Source organism: Wolbachia endosymbiont of Wiebesia pumilae, from assembly GCF_017869285.1.
GTDB lineage: Bacteria > Pseudomonadota > Alphaproteobacteria > Rickettsiales > Anaplasmataceae > Wolbachia > Wolbachia pipientis.
Genome location: NZ_CP054557.1, coordinates 59,180 through 85,901, shown reverse-complemented (window position 1 = coordinate 85,901; position 26,722 = coordinate 59,180). Strand labels below are relative to the sequence as shown.

General features: G+C 34.9%; 22 protein-coding genes, 1 tRNA gene and 5 pseudogenes. 14 read left to right on the top strand and 14 right to left on the bottom strand.

All coding sequences use genetic code 11. From position 1 onward, the window contains the following. Window positions 1-215 precede the first annotated feature (215 nt). Window positions 216-886, bottom strand: a pseudogene (locus HUB92_RS00440) (JAB domain-containing protein). A gap of 151 nt (window positions 887-1,037) precedes the next feature. On the opposite strand from HUB92_RS00440, the gene HUB92_RS00435 reads away from it, so the two are divergent. Then, a protein-coding gene (locus tag HUB92_RS00435; protein WP_410543339.1) for an IS5 family transposase occupies window positions 1,038-1,804 on the top strand; the annotation gives its coding sequence in 2 pieces (ribosomal slippage) (window positions 1,038-1,365 and window positions 1,365-1,804; 768 coding nt in all). 6 nt (window positions 1,805-1,810) lie between these two features. Here the strand turns inward: HUB92_RS00435 and HUB92_RS00430 are convergent. The 3 genes from HUB92_RS00430 to HUB92_RS00420 all read right to left on the bottom strand — a co-directional run bounded on the left by HUB92_RS00430 (window position 1,811) and on the right by HUB92_RS00420 (window position 4,277). Beyond that, window positions 1,811-2,245 (bottom strand): hypothetical protein, encoded by a 435-nt coding sequence (locus HUB92_RS00430; protein ID WP_209472847.1) that lies wholly within the window; start codon window positions 2,243-2,245, stop codon window positions 1,811-1,813. 25 nt (window positions 2,246-2,270) lie between these two features. Continuing rightward, complete coding sequence (locus HUB92_RS00425) at window positions 2,271-2,711, bottom strand: hypothetical protein (RefSeq protein WP_209472845.1); 441 nt, start codon at window positions 2,709-2,711, stop codon at window positions 2,271-2,273. Between the two features lie 114 nt (window positions 2,712-2,825). After that, a complete protein-coding gene (locus HUB92_RS00420) occupies window positions 2,826-4,277 on the bottom strand; it encodes a replicative DNA helicase (protein ID WP_015589094.1) in 1,452 nt (483 codons plus the stop codon). Window positions 4,278-4,391: 114 nt separating this feature from the next. Here HUB92_RS00420 and HUB92_RS00415 point away from each other — a divergent pair. Continuing rightward, window positions 4,392-4,474, top strand: a tRNA-Leu gene (locus tag HUB92_RS00415). A gap of 24 nt (window positions 4,475-4,498) precedes the next feature. Then, the gene (locus HUB92_RS00410) at window positions 4,499-5,095 is read left to right on the top strand and encodes an RDD family protein (RefSeq protein WP_209472843.1); all 597 of its coding nucleotides are present in this window, start codon (window positions 4,499-4,501) and stop codon (window positions 5,093-5,095) included. A gap of 313 nt (window positions 5,096-5,408) precedes the next feature. Here HUB92_RS00410 and HUB92_RS00405 read toward each other — a convergent pair. Continuing rightward, window positions 5,409-6,175 (bottom strand): IS5 family transposase gene (locus tag HUB92_RS00405; protein WP_410543339.1). Its coding sequence is split into 2 segments (ribosomal slippage): window positions 5,409-5,848 and window positions 5,848-6,175, totalling 768 coding nucleotides; the frame shifts between segments, so codons are not numbered across the junction. Here HUB92_RS00405 and HUB92_RS00400 point away from each other — a divergent pair. Beyond that, the gene (locus HUB92_RS00400; protein WP_209472841.1) at window positions 6,150-6,362 is read left to right on the top strand and encodes a hypothetical protein; all 213 of its coding nucleotides are present in this window, start codon (window positions 6,150-6,152) and stop codon (window positions 6,360-6,362) included. The genes HUB92_RS00405 and HUB92_RS00400 overlap by 26 nt on opposite strands. A 168-nt stretch (window positions 6,363-6,530) precedes the next feature. Here the strand turns inward: HUB92_RS00400 and metG are convergent, their stop codons facing one another. Then, window positions 6,531-8,168 (bottom strand): methionine--tRNA ligase, encoded by a 1,638-nt coding sequence (gene metG / locus HUB92_RS00395; RefSeq protein WP_209472839.1) that lies wholly within the window; start codon window positions 8,166-8,168, stop codon window positions 6,531-6,533. 157 nt (window positions 8,169-8,325) lie between these two features. On the opposite strand from metG, the gene HUB92_RS00390 reads away from it, so the two are divergent. After that, window positions 8,326-8,748, top strand: coding sequence for a TrbC/VirB2 family protein (locus HUB92_RS00390; RefSeq protein WP_244663072.1), 423 nt, complete (start codon window positions 8,326-8,328; stop codon window positions 8,746-8,748). 11 nt (window positions 8,749-8,759) lie between these two features. Here HUB92_RS00390 and ubiG read toward each other — a convergent pair whose 3' ends face one another. Beyond that, entirely contained in the window at window positions 8,760-9,935 is a 1,176-nt protein-coding gene (gene ubiG / locus HUB92_RS00385; protein ID WP_015589098.1) for a bifunctional 2-polyprenyl-6-hydroxyphenol methylase/3-demethylubiquinol 3-O-methyltransferase UbiG, read from the bottom strand. 195 nt (window positions 9,936-10,130) lie between these two features. Here ubiG and HUB92_RS07070 point away from each other — a divergent pair. The 4 genes and pseudogenes from HUB92_RS07070 to HUB92_RS00365 all read left to right on the top strand — a co-directional run. After that, window positions 10,131-10,220, top strand: a pseudogene (locus tag HUB92_RS07070) (WPE palindromic element domain-containing protein); the annotation flags it as partial. 615 nt (window positions 10,221-10,835) lie between these two features. Further along, window positions 10,836-12,584 carry a DNA primase gene (gene dnaG, locus HUB92_RS00375; RefSeq protein ID WP_209472835.1) on the top strand — a complete coding sequence of 583 codons (1,749 nt, stop codon included), beginning with the start codon at window positions 10,836-10,838 and terminating at the stop codon, window positions 12,582-12,584. A 237-nt stretch (window positions 12,585-12,821) separates the two neighbouring features. Beyond that, window positions 12,822-13,904 carry a Fic family protein gene (locus HUB92_RS00370; protein WP_209472833.1) on the top strand — a complete coding sequence of 361 codons (1,083 nt, stop codon included), beginning with the start codon at window positions 12,822-12,824 and terminating at the stop codon, window positions 13,902-13,904. A gap of 201 nt (window positions 13,905-14,105) precedes the next feature. Then, on the top strand, window positions 14,106-15,188 hold the full coding sequence (locus HUB92_RS00365; protein WP_174515936.1) for an efflux RND transporter periplasmic adaptor subunit: 1,083 nt from the start codon (window positions 14,106-14,108) through the stop codon (window positions 15,186-15,188). 57 nt (window positions 15,189-15,245) lie between these two features. Here the strand turns inward: HUB92_RS00365 and HUB92_RS00360 are convergent. The 6 genes and pseudogenes from HUB92_RS00360 to HUB92_RS00330 form a co-directional block, all read right to left on the bottom strand. Beyond that, a pseudogene (locus HUB92_RS00360) lies at window positions 15,246-15,453 on the bottom strand (IS3 family transposase); the annotation flags it as partial. Between the two features lie 43 nt (window positions 15,454-15,496). Next, a protein-coding gene (locus HUB92_RS00355; RefSeq protein ID WP_209472530.1) for an IS5 family transposase occupies window positions 15,497-16,323 on the bottom strand; the annotation gives its coding sequence in 2 pieces (ribosomal slippage) (window positions 15,497-15,936 and window positions 15,936-16,323; 828 coding nt in all). A 59-nt stretch (window positions 16,324-16,382) separates the two neighbouring features. Then, a pseudogene (locus HUB92_RS07205) lies at window positions 16,383-17,236 on the bottom strand (IS3 family transposase); the annotation flags it as partial. A 79-nt stretch (window positions 17,237-17,315) separates the two neighbouring features. Then, on the bottom strand, window positions 17,316-17,630 hold the full coding sequence (locus HUB92_RS00340; protein ID WP_010962526.1) for an FtsB family cell division protein: 315 nt from the start codon (window positions 17,628-17,630) through the stop codon (window positions 17,316-17,318). A 49-nt stretch (window positions 17,631-17,679) separates the two neighbouring features. Continuing rightward, window positions 17,680-17,808 (bottom strand): type B 50S ribosomal protein L36, encoded by a 129-nt coding sequence (gene ykgO, locus HUB92_RS00335; RefSeq protein WP_006279631.1) that lies wholly within the window; start codon window positions 17,806-17,808, stop codon window positions 17,680-17,682. Between the two features lie 49 nt (window positions 17,809-17,857). After that, complete coding sequence (locus tag HUB92_RS00330; RefSeq protein WP_006280267.1) at window positions 17,858-18,688, bottom strand: pyruvate, water dikinase regulatory protein; 831 nt, start codon at window positions 18,686-18,688, stop codon at window positions 17,858-17,860. 135 nt (window positions 18,689-18,823) lie between these two features. Here HUB92_RS00330 and ccmC point away from each other — a divergent pair, with 135 nt between their 5' ends. Further along, complete coding sequence (gene ccmC, locus HUB92_RS00325) at window positions 18,824-19,534, top strand: heme ABC transporter permease CcmC (protein WP_209472829.1); 711 nt, start codon at window positions 18,824-18,826, stop codon at window positions 19,532-19,534. Between the two features lie 8 nt (window positions 19,535-19,542). Further along, the gene (locus HUB92_RS00320; protein ID WP_083250453.1) at window positions 19,543-19,959 is read left to right on the top strand and encodes a GNAT family N-acetyltransferase; all 417 of its coding nucleotides are present in this window, start codon (window positions 19,543-19,545) and stop codon (window positions 19,957-19,959) included. 51 nt (window positions 19,960-20,010) lie between these two features. Here the strand turns inward: HUB92_RS00320 and HUB92_RS00315 are convergent, their stop codons facing one another. After that, the gene (locus HUB92_RS00315; protein WP_209472827.1) at window positions 20,011-21,615 is read right to left on the bottom strand and encodes a hypothetical protein; all 1,605 of its coding nucleotides are present in this window, start codon (window positions 21,613-21,615) and stop codon (window positions 20,011-20,013) included. A gap of 180 nt (window positions 21,616-21,795) precedes the next feature. Here HUB92_RS00315 and HUB92_RS00310 point away from each other — a divergent pair, with 180 nt between their 5' ends. The 3 genes and pseudogenes from HUB92_RS00310 (at window position 21,796) to HUB92_RS00300 (ending at window position 26,634) form a co-directional block, all read left to right on the top strand. Continuing rightward, window positions 21,796-23,073: an adenylosuccinate synthase gene (locus HUB92_RS00310; RefSeq protein WP_209473326.1), complete on the top strand. Its 1,278-nt coding sequence runs from the start codon at window positions 21,796-21,798 to the stop codon at window positions 23,071-23,073. A gap of 103 nt (window positions 23,074-23,176) precedes the next feature. Next, window positions 23,177-23,905 (top strand): annotated as a pseudogene (locus HUB92_RS00305) (IS5 family transposase). A gap of 251 nt (window positions 23,906-24,156) precedes the next feature. Continuing rightward, window positions 24,157-26,634, top strand: a complete 2,478-nt coding sequence (locus HUB92_RS00300) for a coiled-coil domain-containing protein (protein WP_209472825.1) — start codon at window positions 24,157-24,159, stop codon at window positions 26,632-26,634. Window positions 26,635-26,722: the final 88 nt, after the last annotated feature.

Here is a 26,722-nt window from a genome sequence, read left to right as displayed (position 1 = left end):
AATAAAACTTACCGTCATACCACCGCGGATAGATCCCGCTAACACGTAGCGGGATGACGAGTTACTATACCGCGGCGGTATCTCAGCCGCTAACAAGCAGCGGGATGACAGCAATCTACGTCATACCGCGATTCATTCGCGGTATCTCTTAGCCGCTAACACGTAGCGGAATGACGATTGTCGGTAAATCTAAGTTACTGTAGCTATAAAGGCTTTCACAACAACCTATTTTCCTTGAAACTAAAATAGCTACTGAATGTAATAATAATGTGGTCTATTAATTCCCTATACTTTGGCAAGCTTCTGCTAGTTGTCTAGTGAGAGATATATCGCTATTTGAAGGTTGTGTATCTCCGCTTGGATGATTGTGAGATATTACAATGGATGTTGAACCAATCAAAAGTGCGCGCTTGATGATCTCTCTGACATAAAGAGGAGTTTGATCTACTGTACCAATATTTTGCAAGTCTTCCGCTATTAGACGATACTTTTTATTCATATAGATGACACGAAAATTTTCCTTATTGAGGCTTCCTATACTTATTCTTAAATAATCAAGCAATTTTTCCCAGTTATCGATTACAGGCAGGTTTTTTATTTCTTCTCTTGCAGAACGAACAAAGGCTTGTTTTACACAAAAGATGGCAGATATCGCTGCATTGCTGACATCATCAACGTTTTGCAGCGCTTCCAGGTCAGCATTAAAAACTTTATTTAAGCTGCCAAAACTTTCTATCAAACTCTTTGCCACCGGTTTTACATCAATTCTACTATATGCTGAATATAAAATGTGCTCTAAAACTTCATAATCAAGTAATGATTGTCCATTATCTAAAATAATTTTCTCTCTTAGGCGCTTTCTATGCCCCTTTTTGTAATTTTTCATCATCAATGAATTGCTTATCTCTTGTATAATAAGAAATTAGATTTTTAAGTAAAATATTTAATAAAGCGCATGACGCACAATTGTAAGAGCCTGTCTTGAAAAGAAATGAGAAAGAGAATATGATGAGATAAGTAAAAAATAGTAGGTAAAAATGTATCCAAGTGATATAAGTGACAAAGAATGGGAAATTTTGGAGCCAAGTGTTGCACAAGGTGCAGTAGGACGGCCAAGAAAGCACAATATTAGAACAATTATTAATGCAATAAGATACATAATGAAAGGTGGTTGCCAGTGGAGAATGCTGCCAAAAGATTTTCCGCCATGGAAAACGGTGTATGATTATTTTCTCAGGTGGCGTAATAGTGGCAAATTGGAAGAAATACACGATATGTTAGTAAAAAAGGTAAGAAAAATGGTTGGCAAAAATGAAATACCTTCGGTAGGAATAATTGACAGTCAATCAGTGAAAACCACTCAAAAAGGGGATCCAGAGGATATGATGCTGGCAAGAAAATAAAGGGTAGAAAACGTCACATCATTGTGGATACAATAGGCCTAATTATTACAGCTGATGTTCATAGTGCAGGCATTCAAGATCGTGATGGTGCTCTAAATCTTTTTACTCAAGCTAAACGAAAAGCTTCAACGCTACAAAGGTTTCTCGCTGATCAGGGATATATTGGTAAATTGCAAAATTACTGTTTATTGAAAACAGGATGTTTATTGACGATTACTAAAAAAGCAGCTGATGCTGTAGGATTTCAAGTTATTCCTAAACGGTGGATTGTTGAAAGAACTTTTGCTTGGCTTTCCAATTTTAGACGTATGAGCAAGGATTATGAGCATTCTCCTCTTACTTCAAAAACTAATATCTCCTTTAATATGATTACTATTATGCTTGCTAAATTAGCTGCTTAGTTCCTTTCAAGACAGGTTCTTAGGAACGTTATCAATATTTAAATAATCCAAACTATTAGCTCGTTGCTTTTGCTCACTGGAAAGAACCTCAAGATTTAAATAATCCAAACGAGTTAGTTCTTGCATGCTAGGTTTAGATCCATCTTCACGCTTAAACTGCTCTTCCGGACTAGAAACCTTAGTACCATAAATCCTACTGTACAAGCTGCTTCCAACGCTGTTAAGTGTTCCTCTTACAGATGCAATTGACGCATCATAAGTATTTTTCAAGCCACCTCCAATACCACTAAGTGTTCCTTTTGTAGACTCAGTTGATGGCACATAATTATCGTAAGCATATTTGCCAGAATACAAGACACCATTAACTGCTTCTTTTGCAAACCAAACAGCGCTATTAACTGTTCCTTTTGCAAGCTGAACAGTGCCATCAGCAATTGCCACTTTTAATTTGTCTTCTTCTATCTTTTTATTTTTTTTCAGCTAGTTGAGTTTTTTGCTCAGAACTTTTCTGCTTTTGAGTGCGTACTTGATCTTTTAACTTAGAATTTTCTTCCTCTTGAGCTTCTACTTTATTTTTTAACTTAGAATTTTCTTCCTCTTTAGCTTTTACTTCCGCTTCTTTTTTAGCTAGTTGAGTTTTCTGCCCAGAAATTGTTTGCTCTTGAGCTTTCATTTTATTTTTTAACTCAGAATTTGTTTTGTTCTCACTAATTGCTTTATACGAAAGTGCAATAGTTACAACAGAAAACACAGCATAACCAATAATAAATGGCAGGCCAACACTTAATGCTGCAACTGGAGCTAAGAAACCAATATAAGGAGCTGCAGCAAACACTCCCGATGCTAACAAAGTTGCAGTAGCCAGAGCACCAGCTATAAGATAGGGTACATTGTTTTTATTCATCATCTCACGTATTATAAAATATAATACCATTATAAAAGGATTTTTAAGAAGTTGTCAAGCTATCTTTACATAAAAAAAATAATTGATAAACTTGGGAACAAGAAGATTGCTGCCAAGCTATGAACTATGCCTTTCCGTGTAATCTTTAAATGCACCTCTGTTAGAGTCAAAATATAGCTTCACACTGCCAATTGGTCCATTTCTCTGCTTTGCAATAATGAGCTCTGCAATGTTTCTAATTTTTTCCATTTTCTCTTGCCATTCCCGATGTTTATTGTTTCCTTCATTTGGCTGTTTTCTTAGTTCATAATACTCTTCTCTATAGAGAAACATTACTATATCTGCGTCTTGCTCTATGCTCCCTGAATCACGTAAATCAGAAAGTTGTGGTTTTTTATCATCCCTCTGCTCAACAGAACGAGAGAGCTGAGATAGTGCAACAATGGGAATATTTAGCTCCTTTGCAATTGCTTTCAAACCCTGCGTCACTTCCGAGATTTCTTGCACTCTATTTTCATTACTCCTTTTTGTTGTTCCTCTGATTAGCTGCAAATAATCAATGAATACCACTTCTACATTATATAATTGATACAGCAAGCGTATTCTGGTGCGAAGGGCACTAATTGATAGCGCAGGGGTGTCATCTATGATGAAAGGCAGTTCAGATAATTCTGTACTAGTATTGATAAATTCATGCAATTCAAAATCACTAATTCTCCCGGTTAATGCCTTATAATAACTAATTCCTGAATCTATAGTGATCAGCCTTGCAGTTAATTGCTCTGCTGACATTTCAAGCGAGAAAAACGCTACATAGTGTTGCTTATCTGCTCTTTTTTGCAACATCTTACAAGCATTAAGTGCGATGTTTAGCGCCAATGCTGTTTTACCCATAGAAGGCCTTGCAGCTAAAATTAATAAATCAGATTTTTGTAGACCACCAAGAAGCTGATTTAGATCTTGAAGTCCGGTTGTAACGCCTAGCGCTTCTGGATTATTTTTCAGTGTGCTGATCTTCTCAACTACATCTTTAATTGAACTTGCAAGTTTTATATATGTTTTCTCACCTTGTTTTTTTACTGCCAAATTGAACAATTTTGTCATTGCTTGTTCAATTTGCGCCTGTGCAGGATTTTCAATATCGTAGTTGTAGCTATCACCAACTATTTCTTGCCCGAGCTTAATTAAACATCTCCTTAAGTAAGTATCACGGATTATTCTAGTCAAACTATAAATATCAAGTGCAATACTTGCCTTCGCTGCAAGCTTTGCTAAGTACTCTACTCCACCACACTCGGTAAATGCTTGGTCGTTTTCAAAAAACATTTTAAGGCTCAGTTCATTGGCAACTATGCCATGTTTTCTGGTTTTAGATATTTGCGTAAAAATACTTTGATGCAGTGGATCATAGAAATTTTCTGCTGTAATTGTGTCTTCAACTGCATCACAGATTCTATTATCACGAATCATTGCACCAATAAGCATCTGTTCAGCTTCTAAATTATGCGGTAATTTACATATTTCCTTGTCTACACTTCTTGAACTGAGGAGATTGGCTAATTCATTCATTTTAAGTTTTGAGAGTAACTGTTGATTATTGTAGAATATTTAGTCCTCATTTGAAAGATGTAAAGGCAAAAAAATTTGACTAATTCCGTGTTGCCTATAGCATTAAAACTTAATGCCCCTGTGGTGGAATGGTAGACACGGCAGACTCAAAATCTGTTGCTTGCAAAAGCATGCTGGTTCAAGTCCGGCCAGGGGCACGTTAAATATTGGAAAGTATATATATGTTACATAAATTTTTTAATCGTTTATTTTCTATTTTTTCTTCTATAAATGTTATTCAAAAGGTAAAGAAAGATGAAAATGGGATATGTTATGTAACGGGCCTCAGGCGCTATATATCAGTATTGCTTGATTTAATTATTATCGTTTTGTTCTTGCAGTTTTGCAGCCAAGCCTTTAATCAGCTCTTTGCAAACTCAGAGGATAGCAAAATATTCAGCCAAGTTGCTGCAAAATCCCCAATGCAAGTGCCACTTTCTATAGAAGAAAAGGCAATGCAGAGTAGACTTGTAAAATTAATGATTCTAAATCAAATAGTCCAGTTTATTATGCTCTTTTGCTATGTAATATATATGTGGGTAAAGTTTGCTACTACACCTGGAAAACTATTATTTGGGCTTAGAGTTGTGGATGCACAAACTTTCGAAAAGATGACCCTAAAACAAGCAACAAAGAGATTTTTTTCCTTTATATTGTCAGTTGCACCATTGTTCTTGGGCTTTTTATGGTCAAATTTCAACAAACGCTGTCAAACTTGGCACGATAAGATCGCAGGCACAGTGGTTGTCACGAGTAAAAGCCTTAGAAGGCAGAGCTAAAAACTACTTGACACCCTTCGCCAGCCCCTTTATCATGATAGTGAAGGTATTCAGTTATCTTCATCTGTGCAGATTAAACAGCAAGAAAACAATGTAGTTGGCGTCTTATTTTTAATTTTTTGCACTATGTGCACCTTATGTCTTCACAACATTTCTGGGTTTTTACCTATATAAGCTGAAACGCGCTTATAAGTCGTTTAAGACAGTATAGTACGCCAATTTGCAGGATTAGAGAGTGACAACTAGCTAACGCGGGGTTTCTTTTGCCTTTTTTTCTGCTTAGTAAATTTCTTAGAACCTGTCTTGAAAGGAACTAAGCAGCTAATTTAGCAAGCATAATAGTAATCATATTAAAGGAGATATTAGTTTTTGAAGTAAGAGGAGAATGCTCATAATCCTTGCTCATACGTCTAAAATTGGAAAGCCAAGCAAAAGTTCTTTCAACAATCCACCGTTTAGGAATAACTTGAAATCCTACAGCATCAGCTGCTTTTTTAGTAATCGTCAATAAACATCCTGTTTTCAATAAACAGTAATTTTGCAATTTACCAATATATCCCTGATCAGCGAGAAACCTTTGTAGCGTTGAAGCTTTTCGTTTAGCTTGAGTAAAAAGATTTAGAGCACCATCACGATCTTGAATGCCTGCACTATGAACATCAGCTGTAATAATTAGGCCTATTGTATCCACAATGATGTGACGTTTTCTACCCTTTATTTTCTTGCCAGCATCATATCCTCTGGATCCCCTTTTTGAGTGGTTTTCACTGATTGACTGTCAATTATTCCTACCGAAGGTATTTCATTTTTGCCAACCATTTTTCTTACCTTTTTTACTAACATATCGTGTATTTCTTCCAATTTGCCACTATTACGCCACCTGAGAAAATAATCATACACCGTTTTCCATGGCGGAAAATCTTTTGGCAGCATTCTCCACTGGCAACCACCTTTCATTATGTATCTTATTGCATTAATAATTGTTCTAATATTGTGCTTTCTTGGCCGTCCTACTGCACCTTGTGCAACACTTGGCTCCAAAATTTCCCATTCTTTGTCACTTATATCACTTGGATACATTTTTACCTACTATTTTTTACTTATCTCATCATATTCTCTTTCTCATTTCTTTTCAAGACAGGCTCTTAGGATCAGGATGTATTTTATGATGCAGAATCTGGTGATGAAAAAGGTACTGAGATTTCTAGCCCAGAAAGTCAGCCAACTAAAGAAGAAAATGGTCAAGGCTGGTTTGCATGGAGCCTAGGAAAGGTTAAGTCGGCAATGACTGAAGTAGTAGTGATAGATGCTGATGTTACTAAACCATATTTTGCTAAAGTAACTAAGGCACTTGCCACCTAACTTGAATATGTAGACAGCGGTGTGCACCGTTGTTAACTAAAGATAATCCCATCCAGGAGAAATAGTTTTTACACTATTTCTCCTCTTTAGCATCAACCCTCAAAAAAACCGGCGTAGGTTTAGGCAGCGTAATGCCTAAGCTTACGCATGCGTTGCACAGAGATTTTAAATCTTGTTGCTCTTTCGGGATTTGCAGTTGATCAAGTATCATTTCCGCTGATCTCGGGACAATTGGCTGCAATAAAATGCCTATTATCCTGATATATTCCAGTAACTTGTAAATTACTAAATTCATGCGCTCTCTGTCAGTTTTGCTTAGTGTCCAGGGTGCACTTTTGTCTATGTAGGCATTTGCTTCAGAAGAGATGTTGATGATTAGAAGTATGATATGGTTAAATTCATACTTTGATAAATGGTCTATCACTTGACCTAGTATAGCTTTGCAATTTGGCAAACTTTCTTCACCTTTAAGTAGGCTTTGATCGATTGTTGGTACAATTCCAGAACATTGCTTGTGTAAAAATGAAATTGTTCTTTGTACTAAATTGCCTATGTTGTTTGCCAGTTCTGAATTTATCCGGCTGATCATATTTTTCTTACTAAAGTTACCATCCTGGCCGAAGCTTGCTTCCCTGAGGAGAAAATAGCGTAGCTGATCAACACCAAACTCTTGAGCGAGGCCAATTGGATCTATGACATTACCAAGGGACTTGGATATTTTCTCTCCCTCGTTCAACCACCAACCATGAACTGCAATTTGTTTTGGCAGTGGCAGGTCTGCTGCAAGGAGAATCGCTGGCCAATATACAGCATGAAAGCGCAATATGTCTTTACCGATTACATGAACGTTGAAAGAGTTGTCAGCTAGGTTTGCAGCGCTTGACACTGGAATCTGCGTTTTCCCTTGGTTTGGTGTCATTCCAGTGCTTGACACTGGAATCTGTGTTTCTGGTTCTGCCCAAAACCTCTTATATTCCTCACCTTCAGTACTAGGGAAACCTATTGATGTAAGATAATTGGTTAATGCATCTATCCAGACATAGATTACGTGTTTGTCATTACCTGGTACTTTTATTCCCCAGTTAAAACTAGTGCGAGAGATTGAGAGGTCAATGAGCCCTGATCTTACAAACGATATCACTTCATTTCTTCTGCTCTCAGGAAAGATAAAACTTGGCTGATTTTTATAGAGTTCCAGTAATTTTTCTTGCCAGTTTGATAAGCGAAAAAAGTAACTCTCTTCTTTTATCCACTGGACCTCAGCACCTGTTGGTGCTTTGCCATCTATCAGCTCTGACTCCTGATAAAATGCTTCATCACGAACTGAATACCAACCCGAATAGGAATCCAAATATATTTGCCCTCTCTCTTCAAGTCTATTCCATAAAGCTATAACTGCTTTTTTGTGACGTTCCTCCGTAGTGCGAATAAAATCGTCATACTCAAAATTCATGAACTTAGCCAATTCTTTAAATGAAACGCTCACTTCATCTGTAAATTCTTTTGGCTGCATTTCCTTTGCTTTAGCTGCTTTTTCTATTTTTTGTCCATGTTCATCTGTACCGGTGGTAAATTTGACATTTTTCCCAGCTAGTTTCATGAACCTTGCCACCACGTCACACAAGAGAGAAGTGTATGCATGACCAATATGCGGCTTATCGTTTACGTAATATACTGGCGTGGTGATGTAAAAGTTCTCGAATTGTTCCATGGTTTAGCATTTTGATAAAAATCAACTGAGTTAATTATAGTATTAAAAAGGCAGTAATAAATAAATATTGATTGGGTTAAGCATAATTTTTGAAAAAAGCTATTTACTGAAATTTTATTAAAATAAGAAACAATCAGGCATGATTATTGAAAGAACAATGAGAAATTTTCTTGTAATTCTATTTATAGTTTTCTATGCATTTGATGCACACGCTGATGGAGCAACAGATGTAATGTGTAATGTAATAGGTTACGTTCATGGAATAGGTGGACCAATGATTACAGTGGTAATAATTGGTTCAAGCTTACTTGCAATATTTGGCAGAATGCCTTGGCCTGCACTTTTCGCACTAGGTATATTTGTTGCTGTGTTTTTTGGTGCTCCTCAAATTGTAACAAAGGTAACAGAAAAAGAAGTTTGTTGTCTTTTTAAAGGTCAAACCTTGGAGAATGGAAAGTGTGTTGCTGCTCCTGGATATGAACGTGTAGGTACAGGTTATGCTTGTCGTTCCGGTTGGGCGCTAACTAATAAAGGCTACTGTATAAAAGCTGGCCAAGATCCTTCAAAGTATTGGAAGTGAAAATGGTGCTTTTATAGAGTTAAATCTAACAAACCGCAGAGTATATAATTAACATCCACGCCTTTAGTTAGATTCCACTCACGCTTTATTACGTTGTACTCCATGCCAGCCATGTTTTGCAGCGTTACATTATTTTCTCTTAAGTGATTTGCAATTTCTGACGGCTTGAGAAATTTATTCCAGTTATGTGTACCTTTTGGCAGCCAATTTAATATGTACTCTGCACCAATTATTGCAAGACAAAAGGATTTAATAGTTCTATTTATTGTGGATATAAAGATTAACCCCTCCGGTTTTAGCAGTTCTATCGCTTTTTTCATGAAAAGCTCTAAATTATCCACATGTTCAACTACTTCCATCAGCAGAACCACGTCGTACTTCTTGTCATTGCTTAGCTCTTCAATGCTGGTGTGTATATATTCTATATTTAACCCTACTTTTTTTGCATGTGAATGCGCTACTTTTATGTTTTCTTCACATACATCTATTCCCACAACGTTAATGCCAACGCGTGCCATTGACTCTGACAAAATGCCACCACCGCATCCAACATCAAGCAATGATAATTCTTTCAAATTGCATTTTTTTAACTCTTTTATTTTCTCAATAATGTAAGATACTCTAACAGGATTCATCATGTGCAATGGTTTGAATTTGCCGTTCTCATCCCACCACTGGCCTGCCATTTTAGCGAATTTTGATATTTCATCTTCGTTATAAGTTTTTGTTTTTTTTTTCTTAGAGGTTATATTGCTGAGTTTATCAAGGCGTTTTTTATGTCTGCTTTCTTTTGAAAATTCTGTTTCGAGGAATTGTTTGACTATGTCTTTTGCTAATCCACTCGCAGTAAACCCTGCACCAAGACACAGTACATTTGCGTTGCCATGCTCGCGAGCTAATTTTGCGATCTCAACACTGTTACATAAAGCAGCGTAGATTCCTTCAAAACGATTTGCCACAGTACTCATGCCCAAACCTGTACCACAAATTAATATCCCATAATTTGCTTTTTTGCTTGTTATATCTTCTACAACTTTAACAGCATAGTTTGGGTAATCTACACACTTTTGCTTAGCAGTGCAGCCTTGATCTACTACTCTGTAACCTAGGGCTTCCAGGTAAGGTTTTATTTCTGATTTTAATTCATAACCAGCATGATCTGAGGCAATTGATACTATACCTAACATATAAGAAATAAGGACATTTTATATGGGTTTGAACTTTCTGTCAAGTCATTCAATGCTTCTGACCTTTTGGGAGTTCTAAAGCTATAGCTAAGGTTTTCCTACGTCATACCGCAATTCATTCCACAACTGTACGAACATTGTGATTTGAGAATAATCTCCGCCAGGAAGGGTGTCATCCCAGTGCTTTGGCACTGAGATCCAGAAAACTTAATTTTAAATAAGTACACCAGATAGCTGTATAATAAGAACTGGATTCCAGTGTCAAGCACTGGAATGACACCTTCTGTATAAATATTAAGAAATTTACCAAACGAAAAAAAAGGCAAAAGAAGCCCCGTGGTTGGCTAATTACTTACATTATACTTTCAAGTATGGCGTTTTTTTATTCTAAACACTTAATAACCGCGATTTAGCTGCTTTTAAGCCGCAACTAATCTAAATTATAAACGTTAAGAAATTTACTAAACAGAAAAAAAGGCAAAAGAAACCCTAGGGTAGCTAGTTATTCACTATCCATTTTTTAAGTTGGCGTTTTTTAATGTTTTAAATGCTTTATAAGCGTATTTCAGCTTGTGTAGGTCAAAACCCGGAAATTTGATAAAGACATAAGGTGCACATAGTGCAAAAAATTAAACATGAGACGCCAGATACGTTGAGTTTTTTTGTCATTTAATCTGTACAGAGAAGATAAATAAATAGCTTCAGTTTCATGATAAGGGCGCTGGCGAGGTTTGTCAAGGAAGTTTTTTGTTTCTGTGGGCTACCTGGATGACAGGATTGCTCTTGAATTTGTATAGCTACATTGTCGGTAAATCTAAATTGCTTTAGTTATAGAAATAAATTTCGAGTCAGATGTGTATAAATTCTATATAATTTTTATCCTACTACTAATTTAACAAGATGGATCATATAGATATTATAAAATCAAAATTATTATTATCCGACATAGTAGGTAAAAAAGTCAGATTAATAAAAAGAGGAGATAGTTTTGTTGGGCTCTGTCCATTTCATAACGAAAAAACCCCATCTTTTTCGGTGAGCAATACTAAGGGGTTATATTACTGTTTTGGTTGCTTGGCTAGTGGTGATGCATTTGAATTTATTTCACAAACTGAAGGATTAAGCTTTAAAGAAGCATTGGAAAAATTAGCATCGGTTACAGGTGTTGAACTGCCCAAAAATCTTAGTATTACAAAAGAGGACAATAAACTATTTTTAGCGCTTGATTTAGCTGCAAATTGGTTTGCACAAAAAAATCAAGGTGTTGTAGATTATTTAAAGCAGCGTAAGATTTTACCTAAAATCATAGATAAATTTAAGATAGGTTATGCACCAAGCTCTGGTTTGAAAGAGTATTTAAACTCTTCAGGTATTGAAGACAGAATTTTGATTGATATTGGATTAGTAAACAAAAATTTTCATGATTATTTTTATGACCGGCTGATATTTCCTATACAGAGCATTGCAGGGAGAGTTATTGGTTTTGGCGGACGTGCGCTAAGTTCTGAGCAACAGCCGAAATATTTAAACAGTCCAGAGAGTCAGCTCTTCAAGAAGAGGGAGAATTTATACGGATTAAACTTTGCTTTAAGCGAAATACGTAAAAAACAGCACATACTCGTTGTTGAAGGATATATGGACGCTATAGCGCTACATCAAGCAGGAATTAGTAATGCAGTTGCTCCGCTTGGTACCGCAATTTCTGCAGAACAGATAAAAAATCTATGGAGATTTGCTAAAGAAATCTCCATCTGTATGGATGGCGATAGTGCTGGACGTCATGCTGCTACTCGAGTTGCAGAACTTGCTCTGCCAATATTAGAGCCTGGATACACGTTAAAGTTTGTGACTTTGCCAAGTAATAAAGATCCATACGATATATGTAACGAACTGGCATACAAGAAAGAAGACGTGTTGACTGCTCTTGACCATTCAACAAAACTGCATTCTGAATATTTATGGCATCACATAATCGATAGCAATTTGCAAAATTATGAAAAATTTGCTCCGGAAAAATATTCAATTCTTGAGCACAAGTTCATGGAATATGTAAATACTATTAGCAACAGCAGTATTAGAAGGTATTACAGAGATTATTTTTACAATAAGGCTAGTGAACTAAGAAGTAGCTTCAAAAAACAGATTTTTAATAGTAAAACTAGAGCAACAAAAGGTGAGTATCTTCATAACAAGTCTCCAGAGCTAATTGAAGCAGAGCAAAATCAGGCCGTAATTTTGCGTATAGCCGTAGAATTTCCTGAAATCTTGAACCGTCCTATATTTTTTGAGCAATTTTCTCATTTTGAATTTACTAATGAGATGAAAAGATTACAACAGCGTATAATTGATGTAATAAGTAACAAAAGCAAACTCGATAAAGAGGCTTTGTTACAAGAATTGAAACAGTTTAACGTTATAAAGTATGTATTTGAAAAAACTAGTGTACTAAATAGCCAACTGAACGAGAGAAAATCTGCAGAAATTGTGTGGAATAATATAGTGTTACTAAAAGAGTTAAATGCATTACGAAAAGAAAGAACCGAAGCGAGGCTGAGCGGTAATCTTGACTTAGAGGAAAGGTTGATAGAACAAATAAAGCAAATAGAAAGCAGTATACAAGAAATGCAAATGGAGTTTATTGAAAAGTAGATATCGTCTCGTTAGTCAACAAGAAAATTACAAAATAAGACAATATTTTACATAAGATTGAAATTTTTAACTAATTAAGCCTTCCTCTAACAGCTTTGCCCTGTAGTTTTTGATATGGTTAGGATCACTTGAAAATGTATAATTTTTGTAGTTAGCTCTGCTGTGCATATAAAGTTTACTATTGACTTTTATCACATTATCTCACATTATCTCACATAATATGCATGTGAGAAGAATATGAACTGGAAGAATTTTCGTCTTAGTACGCGTCTCAACCTAGAAGGGCCTGTAATTGAGCAAGTGTACGAGTTAATTACTGCAGTTGATAGTGTTAAAAATAGCTGGCAGATAACGAAAAAACTACTACCACAAACAATTGAAAGATTAACTCATTCAGTTATTGTTACATCTTCTGGCGCTTCTAACCGTATTGAAGGAAATCGTCTAACCGATAAAGAAGTTGAGGATCTATATAAAAACCTACGTGTCAAAAAATTTAAAAATAGAGATGAGCAAGAAATTGCTGGCTACTTAGAAATGCTTAAACTAATATTTCATGATTATACGGATATTCCAATTAGTGAGTCATCAATATTGCACATTAACAACCAGATGCTACTTTATAGTGAAAAAGATTTGTATCATAGAGGAAAATACAAAGCAAGTTCTAATAGAGTTGAGGCAAAAGATCAGAATGGAAAAGTTGTTGGTATAATTTTTGATCCCACACCACCTTACCTTGTTAGAAAGGAAGTACAAGAGCTTATTGATTGGTATCACTGGTCCTTAAATAATAAATTGAAGCATCCTCTTATTATTATTGCTAACTTTGTTTTTGAGTATCTGGCAATACACCCTTTTCAAGATGGGAATGGCAGAACTAGTAGATTGATGACTAATTTAATGCTGTTGCAGCAGGGTTATGATTTTGTATCTATTGTATCACATGAAAAGATAATTGAAACTAACAAACTTGATTACTATTTAGCGCTTAATAAAACACAAAGTAGCTGGAAAAGTAGCAAAGAAGATATTTCCCCATGGTTAATATTTTTTCTTAATGTGCTCAAAACGCAAGCAAATGAGGCGCATTATATTCTTGAGAGGGAGAATACTGAATATTTATTATCAAGAAAACAATTATTCTTCTGGGAATGGGCACTTAGCCTTGCAGATAAAGAATTTAGTAGAAAAGATGCTATAGAAGCTCTAGGATTTCCTCCAAGAACAGTAGAGGCAATTACAAAGAAACTGCTAGGGATGAAATACTTACAGCGTCTTGGAGAAGGCAAAGCCACTAGATATAAAGTTATTATTTAAAAGTTTTAGTATGTTTTTCGAGATTTTTTTAAATCCAGTCTTATGCACAACTTTGTTTGCAATTTTATTCGATTAAAAATTGCATTTTAGCAATAAAAAACTTACTTATTATAGGAAAATCTTGTGTTTGTTCTCATATAAAACTATTTATGGAGTGACAATGGTACATGTATTATACTTACATTTCTGATTCGAAAATTTATGCAGTTGTTTCTAACAAGATTGGTCAACAAATTCTATTGTTTAAAGATGAGAAATAAAGTAATCATCATTTCCAGTATTGCTTTTATTCTACTGTTTTTTATCAGTAGTGCATTTTTAAAAAAAGATCAGGCGGTTCATAGCGATAATGCAACTAGTAGCTTTTCAGTAAAAACTCAAGAATGTGCGCCGCAAAACCGCACTATATATTTAAATTTTTCTGGTACAGTAAATCCCTTACATAGAGCTAGCCTTGTCTCAAAAATAAGTGGTAAGATTATTGCTATTTATTTACCTGATGGTGAAAAGGTAAAAAGAGATGATGTAGTGTTAAAGATAGAAGATTATGACAGGATTGAGCAAGCTCAGAAAGCCAAAGCTTTATTAAAGCAGCGTGAAATTGAGTATGATTCCTCTCACAAACTGAATAAAAAAGGCTATGGGGCACAAATACAAGTAGAAGCAGCTTTTACTGCGTTACAAAGTGCAAAAGCTGACCTAAAAAGGCTAGAATTGGATTTAGAAAATACTGCAGTCACATCTCCTATAGATGGTTATATTGATAAAATCAATGCAAACGAAGGGGATTTTGTTAATGCTGGGCAAAAAATAGCTGACGTGGTTAATTTCGATCAAATTCTTGTAGTGTTATACGTTTCGGAAAATGAAGTAAATAAAATAGAGCTAGGCAGCACAGCTCAAATTAATTTGCTGGACGGAAAAGAATTGGCAGGTGAAGTAAGTTTTATTAGTAAAATTGCTGAGCCTAAAACTGGGTCTTATAGGGTAGAAGTAAAGGTAACTAATAATAAAATGATATCCTTGCAGGGACTAACTGCCAACGTAAGGCTACCTTCAGGCGAAAGATTTGCATATAAAGTTCCTTCTTCAGCCCTGAGCTTAAGTGACGAGGGTGCTCTTGGAATAAAGATTGTTGATGACAATAATTATGTAGTATTTGCACCAATAGAAATTGTTGATCATGAGAGCGATGGGGTTTGGATAGTAGCAAATAACGAAGATAAACCCATAAAGTTAATAGTATTGGGCCACCTATTTGTTAAGCCTGGTGATAAGGTTTAAGGCATAAGATCCTTTGACCTTACCCAGAAAAAGTGGAGAGAAAGTGTGGAATGTTTTTTACAAAAAGAATGATGCATCAAATTGTTCTGGAATGCAATAGTTAATAGTGACGTTGTTTGTTATAAAAAATTTCTATGTATTCAAATATTGCAGTTCTAGTGTGTTGAGCAGAGTGTTGTGAAGTATCAATAAGTATTTCTCTTTTCAATGAGCTAAAGAAGCTTTCTGCAACAGAATTGTCGTAACAACAGCCTTTATTACTCATCTATATTCTTTACAGCTAAGAGATATTAGACCTCTTTCGAAACTCATATAGACAGCTCAAAATTGTGAATTCCTGCTATAAAATTGAATCTTAAGCCAAAACGTTTTCTCCGATTGCGGTATCTGTCTGCAATAATTTTGAATCTTTTTAACAGACCAATTACATTCTCAACTACTACTCTTTTGCTTGCTAGCTCCCGATTTTCTACCTTTTTTTCCTTAATTAAGGGACTCTTTTTCATCCTTCTGTGTGGCAACTCGACATTTTTGTGAATTTTCTGAAAACCTCTATAGCCAGCATCGGCTAAAACTTTTATACCTTCTGATACATGCACTTTTGACTCCTTGAAAAGCCGAAAGTCATGCTTTCTCCCGTTTGAAAATGACGTACAAATAATTTTCTTGCTCTTCTTTTCTGCAATTATTTGGGTTTTTAGCGTATGTTTTTTCTTCTTTCCTGAATAAAATCTTTTCTGCTTTTTTTTGGTCTCTCTACAGGTGTTTCCGTTGCATCAATCACCAGAATCTTATATTCCACGTCGCTTTTTAGGAGTTCTTTCCGTCCTGGCAATGCGAAATCTGGGTGTTGTATTAGAGTATCCTCTACCCATTTTACAGTTTTATATGCCGTACTTTCACTTACTCCATAACTTTGACTTATGTGAAAATATGTACGGTATTCTCGTAAGTATTCTAATACCATGAGCAGCATATTCTCCTCGTTTAGCTTATTTTTCCTTCCTCCTTTGGCTTTCTTTTTTTTATTCTCTTCACATAAAATCCCTACCATTTTGTTAAATGTTGATCTCTTTACTCCTGTTAGTCGACGAAACTCCCCTTTATCGAGCTCTTTCACTATTTCATACTTCATTTCTCCTTACCTCAAAATTACTATTTTTACTACTTTATCCTAGTTTCGAAAGAAGTCTATTGATACCCTTGCGCAGTATATTGTGAACCTTGGTCACTGTGCAGCAGTAGATTTTTAACAGGTTTACGCCTATTAATGGCCATTAATAAAGAGTTCATAACCAATTGTTTATTTATTGCACTACTCATTAACTACCATACGTGAGAATTATTGCTGCCAAATATAGCCATCCCTCCTTGGTTTTGATGTAAGTAATCCCATACTTTATTTGGTTGATCAACAATAAAGTTTTGATCTAGTATATTGGGAGCTACAGCTCTATTATCTGTTTGTTGTTTTTTAATTTTAAACTTTCTTCTCAGTATAGCCCTGATGTCATTTTTCTGCATAATACTTTGCACCGTTTTCAAATTGCAACTTTTACCCAAAGCCTTCAATTCAGCATGAATTTTAGGAGCTCCATATCTACATTTAGAAACTTGATATATTTTTTGAATAGCTTCGAGTAGCTCTTTATTTGCTGATTCTCTACTGCTTATTTTTCTTGTGGTCCACTTATAGTAGCCACTAGCAGAAAATCCTACATAATTCCTGTACTTTATAGCAGTTACTATATAAAAAAATATTTTACTCTTTTTGACTGGCCAGGGCTTTTTTTTAAATGTCTCTTTCCCTTGTTACTCTTGCTTTGTAAATCAAACCTCTCTTTGTCGTAAGGAGCCATGTTACCTCTACCTGGAAATGCATTTGCCGCTGACTTTTTTTCGTTATATTTCTTCATCCATTTTCCTAATAAACCACCCTTTATTCCTAAATCTCTTGCTATTTTTGTAATTGTTTGACCTGCCTTTCTTTGTTCATTTGCCAGTTTAACAGCTTCCAATTTGAATTCTGCCGTATATTCTCTTACCATTTCTAATCCTCCAAAATTTTATTTTACCCAAAAAAACTCTTTTCTTTCTCTCCACTTTTTCTGGGTAAGGTCACTACTGCTATTCCACGTCAAGAACAACCATAAGTTCATTAGGGTTCACATAACCTAAAGCATTTTTTGCTTGCTCATCAAGCAGATCTAAATCTAAGCTTTTTTCATATAAGCCAAATACTTTGTTGTCCAACTTTTCCTTTTCAGAAGAGACATCCTTTAGCAAAAGTTTATTGTACTCGATTTCTTTTTTTAAATCGATTAACGTCAATAAGCCACGTTTACCTGTAATTGTGCTAATGCTGAAATATAATGTAAGGGAAGAAATGAGTAAGGCTGCGCTTAAACACAGTAACTTTTGCTTCTTTTTAGATATAAGCACCGTACTTTCACATATAAAAAATATATAACATGAAAAGGTGAACAAAAAGCTAAGAACCTTGACGCGCTTTACACCTTGGCTTTACCTTATTTATAATGTAAATCTTACCACCCCTTTTCACAACTTTACAATTTTTATCTCTGTTACGATGAGATTTTAGCGACCCTTTGACTTTCATATCTATAGTAAGAATTAAATTACTTTACATTATAATCACTTATCAAGAGTTAGTCAATTGATAACATTTTATTAAAATATTGTATAATTGTTGCTGATACTTCTTCGATCGACTTTTGCGTGACATCGATAATTGGCCAGTTATTCTGTTTAAAGAGCTCCTCTGCTTCTTTAATTTCCTTTTCTACTTTCTCAGGGTTAGCATATATATTATTATCTTCGTTGTTAATTGAAGTAAGTCTATTTTTGCGTATTTCTATTAGCCTACTTACGTCTATTGTTACCCCTATCGTTAGTTTATTTTTTAATTTTGCCAAGTCAACATAAAAGGGTACTCCACTAACAAAAGGAATATTTGCAACTTTATAGCCTCGGTAAGCTAAATACGTACTGGTGGGAGATTTTGATGTACGTGAAACTCCAACCAAAATTATATCTGCTTTATCAATATCTTGAATATTTTGTCCATCATCATGATTAATAGTGTAGTTTATTGCCTCAATGCGCTGAAAATATTCGTTATTTATCTCAGTATGCAAGTCAAGCTTTTCGTCTTTTTCAATTTCAAGATAAGACGAAATTTCTCTAATAATATGTGATAATATTGCTCTATAGGGAATTTTCAACTTTATACAGTTATCTTTTAGATATTTTCTTAGCTCATCATCAGTAATAGTGCATATAACAAAATTATGCTCATCACTTTTCCTATTAATTTCCTCCAGAATTTTGTCAATCTGCTCTTCTCCTTTTACAAAAGACCAAACATATTCGATCGTTTCTACAGAACGAAAGTGTTTCAGAGCTGATTTTGCAACTGATATAACAGTTTCACCACTTGAATCTGATACTAAGTGTAGATTAAGCTTTTTAAGGGTCATATACTAAAAATAATAGCTAGCAATCTGCTACTGAAATTATGCTAATTTGTTGACCTACGTAAATATAGAAAAACTATCCTGTTGATAAAACTCAAACTAATTGGTAAATTCTTAACACAATTATTCTCAAAACGAATGTTTTTATTAAAGCCTACAAATTTCTCTTATTTTTCTAAGAAAGCTCTACCTTGGCTTGGGGTTATTTGTTTCGCATGTTTTTTAATTGGAATGTCTTTGGCGTTATTCTTCTCTCCAGAAGATTATAAACAAGGAGAAATTGTACGAATCATGTACATTCATGTGCCTTCTGCATGGCTTGTTCTTGGAATATATGGATTAATTGCATCACTTGGTTTCATTTCATTGGTATGGAACAATAGCATTGCTAGTGTCTTGGCACATGCTGCTGCTCCTGCAGGGACAGTCTTTTCGGCAATATGCTTAATCACAGGCAGCATCTGGGGAAAAGGAACCTGGGGCACTTGGTGGGTATGGGATGCAAGGCTTACTTCAATGCTGATTTTATTTTTCCTATATGTTGGCTACCTTTCATTGTGGAGCGCTTTTGATAATGAAGCGAGGGCAGAAAAATCAGCAGCAGTATTTGCCATCTTTAGTGCTATAAATATTCCTATAGTAAAATTTTCCGTGAATTTATGGTCCACTCTCCATCAGCCAGCAAGCATTTTGAGAAAAGGTGGAATAGCAATAGAAAGTTCCCTGCTGTTGCCACTGGTTGCAATGTTTATGTTTTGTGCCACATTTTTTTTAGTAGTGTGGATACTGTATTCACTTTACTTAATTAATTTATATAAGATAAAGAGAGAAATCAGTATGCGGTATTAGGCCGAGAGATGAAAATAGAACACACCACATCACCAAGTAGCAAAGACATTGAATTCCTACTCAAAAAGATTAATGAAGAAACCGTTGATAAAGGTACGTGTAACCCATTTGCTTTTTTTATTCGCGATGATACTGAACAAATTATTGTAGGTTGTAGCGGTTTTGTTATCTATGGTTCAATTTACACTGACTTGCTTTGGGTGCACTCTGATTATAGAAGAAAAGGTATGGGAAAGCAGCTAATGGAAGAAGTTCATGATTATGGTCGTGAGATGCACTGTAAAATAGCAACCGTTGCAACCATGAATTTTCAAAAAGCGAAAGTATTTTATGAAAAGCTTGGGTATAAGTGTGATCTTGTACGTCCAGGGTATGTTAACATGTATATTTTTGAAGAAAGTGTTGTGAGATGCACTGTAAAATAGCAACCGTTGTAACCATGAACTCTAAAATATTTAAAGAGCCTACTAATATCTTTAAGGTAAATGTTCATGTGATTCCGCAGAATAATTCTGTTTTTTGATTCTATCTGTCCATTTATCATTTTCTATATCTTGTTTGTTGGTTGCTTTTTTTTCTTGCTCAACAATTGCCTTATCTATCTCCTTATGAATTGCATCAATTGCATTAATCGCACCTCCTTTTTTGTATACTTCGCTTTTCCCTTCAATAATTAACTTAATAAAAGTATTTACAACAGACTGCACTTGATTATGATTAACCTGACCTTTTGTCAAAGAAGGTAAAGAGCCTAATTCCATCAATACTTCTGGTGCTGTTTTATCTTGAGTGGAAAGTCCTAAATTATCTGCTACTTTACTTATTAATAACTCTCTGTGTTCTTTATTATCTTCCAATTTAGCATAATCACTCAATAAATCTATAACGGTAGATACTCTGACTTCAACAACATCATCAACATCTTCATCTTCTAGAGCAACTCCTGACCCCAATAACCTCTCTCTGAGATTTTCGCTTAAAAGATTGATAAATTCTTCATTTGCATCTGATCCTGTGGTTGATATTGTACCATCTGAATAGTTACTTTGAGCACCGAAGCCATGCTCTATTTGTATTTTTGTCTCAGGTTTAAATCCTAATTTTGCACAGAATTTCTGAAAATATTCTTTAATAATGTCAAACAAGCTCTTGCCATTATCTTTATAATTTTTTAACTCTTTAGGAATAGTAAGTGACAATTTACCATCTCTGTATGTTACAAAGTCTTCACCATTGTGAGATTCAATTGTAAATTCCAATGAACTAGACAGATTACATATCTTATCGCCATGCATAACTTGATTTTTAACAGAGAGTATTGGTAGCCTCATATCAGATCTAATTCTCACATTATTTTGGTTAGCACAATCAATATTTATTACTTTTTTAGGATTTTCTACTATGAACGACTGTCCAAGTGCAAGTTGGGTTTGTATAAATGGAGCAGCCTCATACCCTGCTTGATTACAATTGGTAACTAGCTCTTCTAAAATAGCATCACTTGGAACTTCTGCCCCAGCGTATCTGAACATTTTTTTGAAAACTTCTTTTGCAAAGGAACGGTAATCCTTGTTTTCATCTTTCTCTGTTGGTAATAGATGGATATACCTTTGGCCAGCATTGTAAAATTCTTCAAATTCTTTCTTATATGAATCGGTTTTTTGATGATTGGCAGTTTTGGAATTTTCACAGTGATTTTTCCATAGCTCACCCAATGCATTACTTACAAGCTCTTTCTCAATATCTTCGAGTACTGAAGCAACAAAAGCTTTGCCATGATCCGTATCTATTTCTCTTGTTCCTTTTTTGTTAAATATTTCGTCATTATATATATCATCACTATTAAAAAGTTCGCTTTTGCGGTGCTTAGCTCCTTCCTTAAATGCAATAATAAGATTTTTATCTATTTCTTTTCCGTTAATAATAAAATTCATCCTTTGAAAATCTAAGAACATTGTTTCACCGGAATTCGCTAATTTATTACCTTGATCTGCTCTTAATTTACTAAAATTGAACTCTTTAGCTGTGGCCTTTAATCTAACTACTGGACTCTTATTATTTTTTCCTTTTGTCTCTTTCATAAATAACACCTTACTGTAAATATGCTGTAAGTTATATCATATAATGATGAATAATTTGGTAATATATTAAGAAAATCGACAGTATATTTCTTTATTTAAGGGGTGTAGGAAAGGCGTAGATTTCTCTTTCCATTTGTAGCGTACTGCATTAATATTTATGTATTAATCTAGAAAATAATGATGAATAACATTGTAATTGTTGGTCTGCAATGGGGTGACGAAGGCAAGGGTAAAATAGTAGATTATCTTTCTGAGAATGCAGATGTAGTTGTGAGATTTCAGGGAGGAAATAATGCAGGGCACACTATAGTAGTAGATGATGAGGTTTATAAATTAAATTTACTGCCCTCTGCTGTTTTGAGGCCAGGCAAAATATCTATCATAGGAAATGGCGTTGCTCTTGATCCACACGCTCTAATCTCAGAAATAGAGTCATTGAAAGTTAAAGGAGTAGACGTAAACTATAACAACTTGATGGTATCCGAGAGCTGTCCATTAATACTTAGCATACATAAGGACAAGGAAAAGCTATTTGAAGATTTAAATGGAAATCACAAAATTGGTACAACAAACAAAGGGATAGGGCCATGTTATGAAGATAAAGTTGGAAGGAGAGCTATACGCCTTTGTGACTTAGAAAACGCAGATGAGCTCAATAAAAGAGTGGATACTCTTTTGAATTACCACAATGCTATCAGGAAAGGCCTTAACTACCAGGTGGTTAAAAAAGAAGAAATATTAAAGGAAATTCAAGAGATTTCAGAAAAAATTCTTTCATATAAAAAACCTGTGTGGAAGATATTAAATGACTTGATGAAAGAAGGTAAGAAAATAATATTTGAAGGTGCCCAAGGCGCATTTTTAGATATCGACCACGGAACTTACCCTTTTGTTACTTCAAGTAATACTGTAGCATCGCAAGCAATAACAGGCTCAGGGTTATCCTCCAATGCTTACATTATTGGTGTGGTAAAAGCTTATACAACAAGAGTGGGCAATGGCCCATTTCCTACTGAGCAGAAAAATGAAGTAGGAGATAGCTTGTTTACTATAGGTAAGGAACTTGGAACAGTGAGCAATAGAAGAAGGCGTTGCGGATGGTTCGATGCAGTTTTAGTGCGCCAGGCCGTACAACTCTCTGGAGTTTCAAGCATTGTATTAACCAAATTAGATGTGCTTAATTCTTTTGATACAATTAAAATATGCACTGGTTACAAGTATAGCGGAAAAATGTATGATTATTTACCCGCATCGCATTCAATACAAGGGGAATTAGAGCCAATATATGAAGAGTTTCCTGGCTGGAAAGAAAACACTCAAGGTAAAAGGTCGATTGAAACATTGCCTATCAATTTAATAAAATATATAGAAGGGTTAGAAAAATTAATAGGTGTACCAATTCATCTAATCTCAACTAGTCCAAAGAGAGAGGATGTTACTAAGCTTAAAGATTTCTGAAAACGTCTTTGTATCTTAGAGCCTGTACGTAATCTCAAAAAAGAGATAAAGTGAGAGGATAAAGTATATAAAGTAGGATATGCGAAGTTTATAACCAAGTGACATAAGTCGAGAAAAGTTTGAGATTATTGTAGCAGATCTGGAATCTTGCAGAAAGAAGACAAAACCAAGAACACTTGATTTACATGATATATTTTGTGGAGTGTTATACGTGTTAAAAAGTGGTTGCCAGTGGAGAATGGTATCAAAAGAGTTCCCAAAATGGCGCAATTGTTACGACTATTTTAAGAAGTGGAGTGAAAAACCAGATGTAAATAAAGAAAGTGTTCTGGAGCTGGTATTAAAAAAAAATAATTGCGACAAAACAATGGTCGGAAAAGCTTCTGCATAATTGATGCACAGAGTATAAAAAATGCAGATACTGCTGAAGCTATGATGCAGGCAAGAAGATTTCAGGGCCGTATTGCAGTAGATACGCAAGCATGCAATTTATACAACAACAGCAGAGATAACTGACCGTAGCAGTGCTGTGAGAATGGTCGAAAATGCAAAAGAAAACCTCTCGGGAGTTAAAAATGTACTGGTTGATGCAGGCTATACTGGAGAGAATTTTGTAACTCAAATAAAAACGATTATTGGTGCAACCGTTGAAGTAATCAAAAGAAATGAATTACGTTCCTTTGTTGTATTGCCCAAAAGATGGGTTGTGGAGCGATCTTTTGCTTGGTTAGAAAAATGTAGAAGATTGTGGAAAAATTGTGAGCGAAAACTCAATACTAGCCTACAAATGGTAGTTCTGGCTTTCACTGCCTTACTTCTGAAAAAATTATGAACAGGCTCTTACTAACTCTTATCTAATAAAAAAAATACTTGTGTAACTTCGAATAGTCTATTATGCAAGACAGCAGTATAAACATGTAGTAAGAAATGTATAATGAAAAATAAAAGCTCAAGTTTAACACTTGCAGTTATTTTTACACAATTAAGTAATCATAAAAGTTAGTGTAGGGCGAGGTTATACAGTTTGATTTCTTTTAATATATGTTAATTGGTATAATATAAATATAGTTAAGGAGGTGTATTATGATTGGAAGTTTGGCTAAAGAAGAAAAAACAGCAGAGGCAGGAAAAACAGGTGATCAACTTGAAAAGTGTATTGGACCAACTTCACTGAATAGGGAGGTTTATTACTCTACGCTTATCTACTATACATTAAAAGAGTTATATTCACAATTAGGTGATATCTCTTATGCTAATAAAACAAGATCAGAAAAAGAAATAATCAATTTTTATGTTCTACCTCAATTTGCACGTTTTAAAGAAATTATTGATGAAGATATAAAAAAAGATCCTTCGTTTGCAAATTCTGCTATTGTAAAGTTTTGCTCCTCAATTATAAAAAATAACAAATTACTTAAAGAATTAGAAGAAGTTAGTATTCCTGCCAAAAACTCTAGTGTAAAGGCAAGGGTAAGCTTTCAACTGAAAAATCTGAAAGAAAAGGTGTGGTTCTTAGGAAAACTAAAGGAAAAAAAGAATTTCACTTACGTGCAGAGGGCTTTTGGGGATAAGTGGAGTTTTTATGACCTAATAAATGATGGAGATTTTAAAAAAACGTACATAGATAAAGCAGTAACAGAGTCTGCTAATAAGAGCTTTAAGGAAGATATAGATAAATGCATAAAGTTGGCAGAGCAGGGAAAAGAAGCTGCAAGTAAATATCTTGGAGAGAAAGGCGTAGAGCTTCAAGCTTATTACACAGAAACTGATAACGCTTATAGAGTTTTGAATATCAACTCTATTAATTACAATAGAAGTGAGCCAACCAGGATTAGTGACATTTTACAGCAAGAGAAAGATATTAAAGAGCTGAATATCTATTGCAATAAAAAACATGAAATACACGCTCATCGGAAAGGTAAGGAAAGATATTATGAATTTAAAGAGGGCGCATATTATGAAATGAAAAGCACTTGGCCTGTAAAGGATGGATCCGAAATGTGTACCATGATTATGAATGTGAGTAGCGATGGCATAACTGAAGTACTAAAATTTAATGATGAAGATTTTGTGCTATCGGATGAGATCTTAGAATTAATAAAGCAAAACGATGAATTATATATTCAAGGTCTCTCCTTATATGATGCTGTACTAGAAAAAGGTAAGGCTGCTGATGTTGTACCTACTGCTAATAATAATTTTCAAAATGAGTCTATAGCGGCCTATCGCGAGGAACCAGAGGGGGAATTAGACCCTAAAGTTGATGCTGACAATAGCCTTCCTCCTTCTATTAATAGCAATGCATCAACTCAAACGGAAGTCAATTTACAACACACTGAAACTCAAACAGAAGTTGCTTCACAACAAATTGAAACTAAAACGGAAGTCAATTTACAGCACACTGGAACTCAGACAGAATTTGCTTCACAACAAATGGATGAATTGATTTTAAATAATCAGATGCTGTCCGAAAAAAACGTTGAATTGAAGCAAGAAATGTCAAATTTGAAAAAAGAAGCTGTTGAATTGAAGCAAGAAATAGAAGCAGGGTTGCAAGTGATAAATAAAAAGCACCATGAATTAATACAAGAAAATCAGCGACTACAGGAGAAACTAGAAACAACCCAAGCAGAAGCTAATCAAACAATTGTAAAGTTAGAGAAGCAGAATAGCAATTTACAAGACAGGTTTGAAAAAGAGGAGCAAAAAAACACGGAATTGCAAACTGAACTGGCACAAAAAAATGAAGAATTAGCAGGTGTGTTAAAAGAGCTACAAGGGAAAGCACAAGAACTTAAAGGTGTATATGAAGAAAAAAGAAAGCTAAAGGAAGAGCTGAAAATTGTTAATGCAGGAAAGAAGAATTTGGAAAAAGAGCTAAATCAAGCACGAGAAGATGCGGAACAGATAATGGTTGAACGACGCCAGCAGAAAGAGCGCTTGAAAGATCAGCTAAGAGAATTAGATCAGGAATATAAGGTACAAGTAGAAATTGAGCAAAAGATTAAAGAATCAGATAGGCAGGATAGCGATTTACAAGATACACTTGGAGAAGAGAGACTAAAACTCAACATTGAAGAACTAGAAAACGAGTACGAGGAATTTCCAGGAGATAAGGTGCTTACACTTGAACTCACTAAAGATGAAGATAAAGTCGAAGAGTTAAGAAACGAGCTAGAGCGTGAGAAAGAAAAGTGTAAACAATTATTAGAAGAAGAAAATGAATGGGGTGATGAATTGGTAGGAATGCTTGATGGACTGGAAGAAAAAATTCGTGCTGATGAACAAAGGAGCTTCAACAATCAATTAACGGGAGAAATTTCTAATGAGTCTGGTAATGCTCCACGACAGAAGAAAAGGTTATCCAAATCTTCAAGCGTTGATAATGAGTCTTATGTTCCACTGAGAGAGAAGACAACATTACTCAGATCTTTAAGCGTTGATAGTGGACTTGATAGCGATGAAGAAAATTGTGATAATGATTTATCTTTCAACATAAGTCCTATAAGTTCTATTGAGAAGGTGGCAGAGAGTAGAAACGTAGGTAGGGTATCATTGTGAAGATGTTTGGGGTTAAGTTGCAACTTAAGTGGGGCGCAAAAGGTCTTTTGTGTTGATAATAATTTAAAATCTATAGTAGACTAAAAAA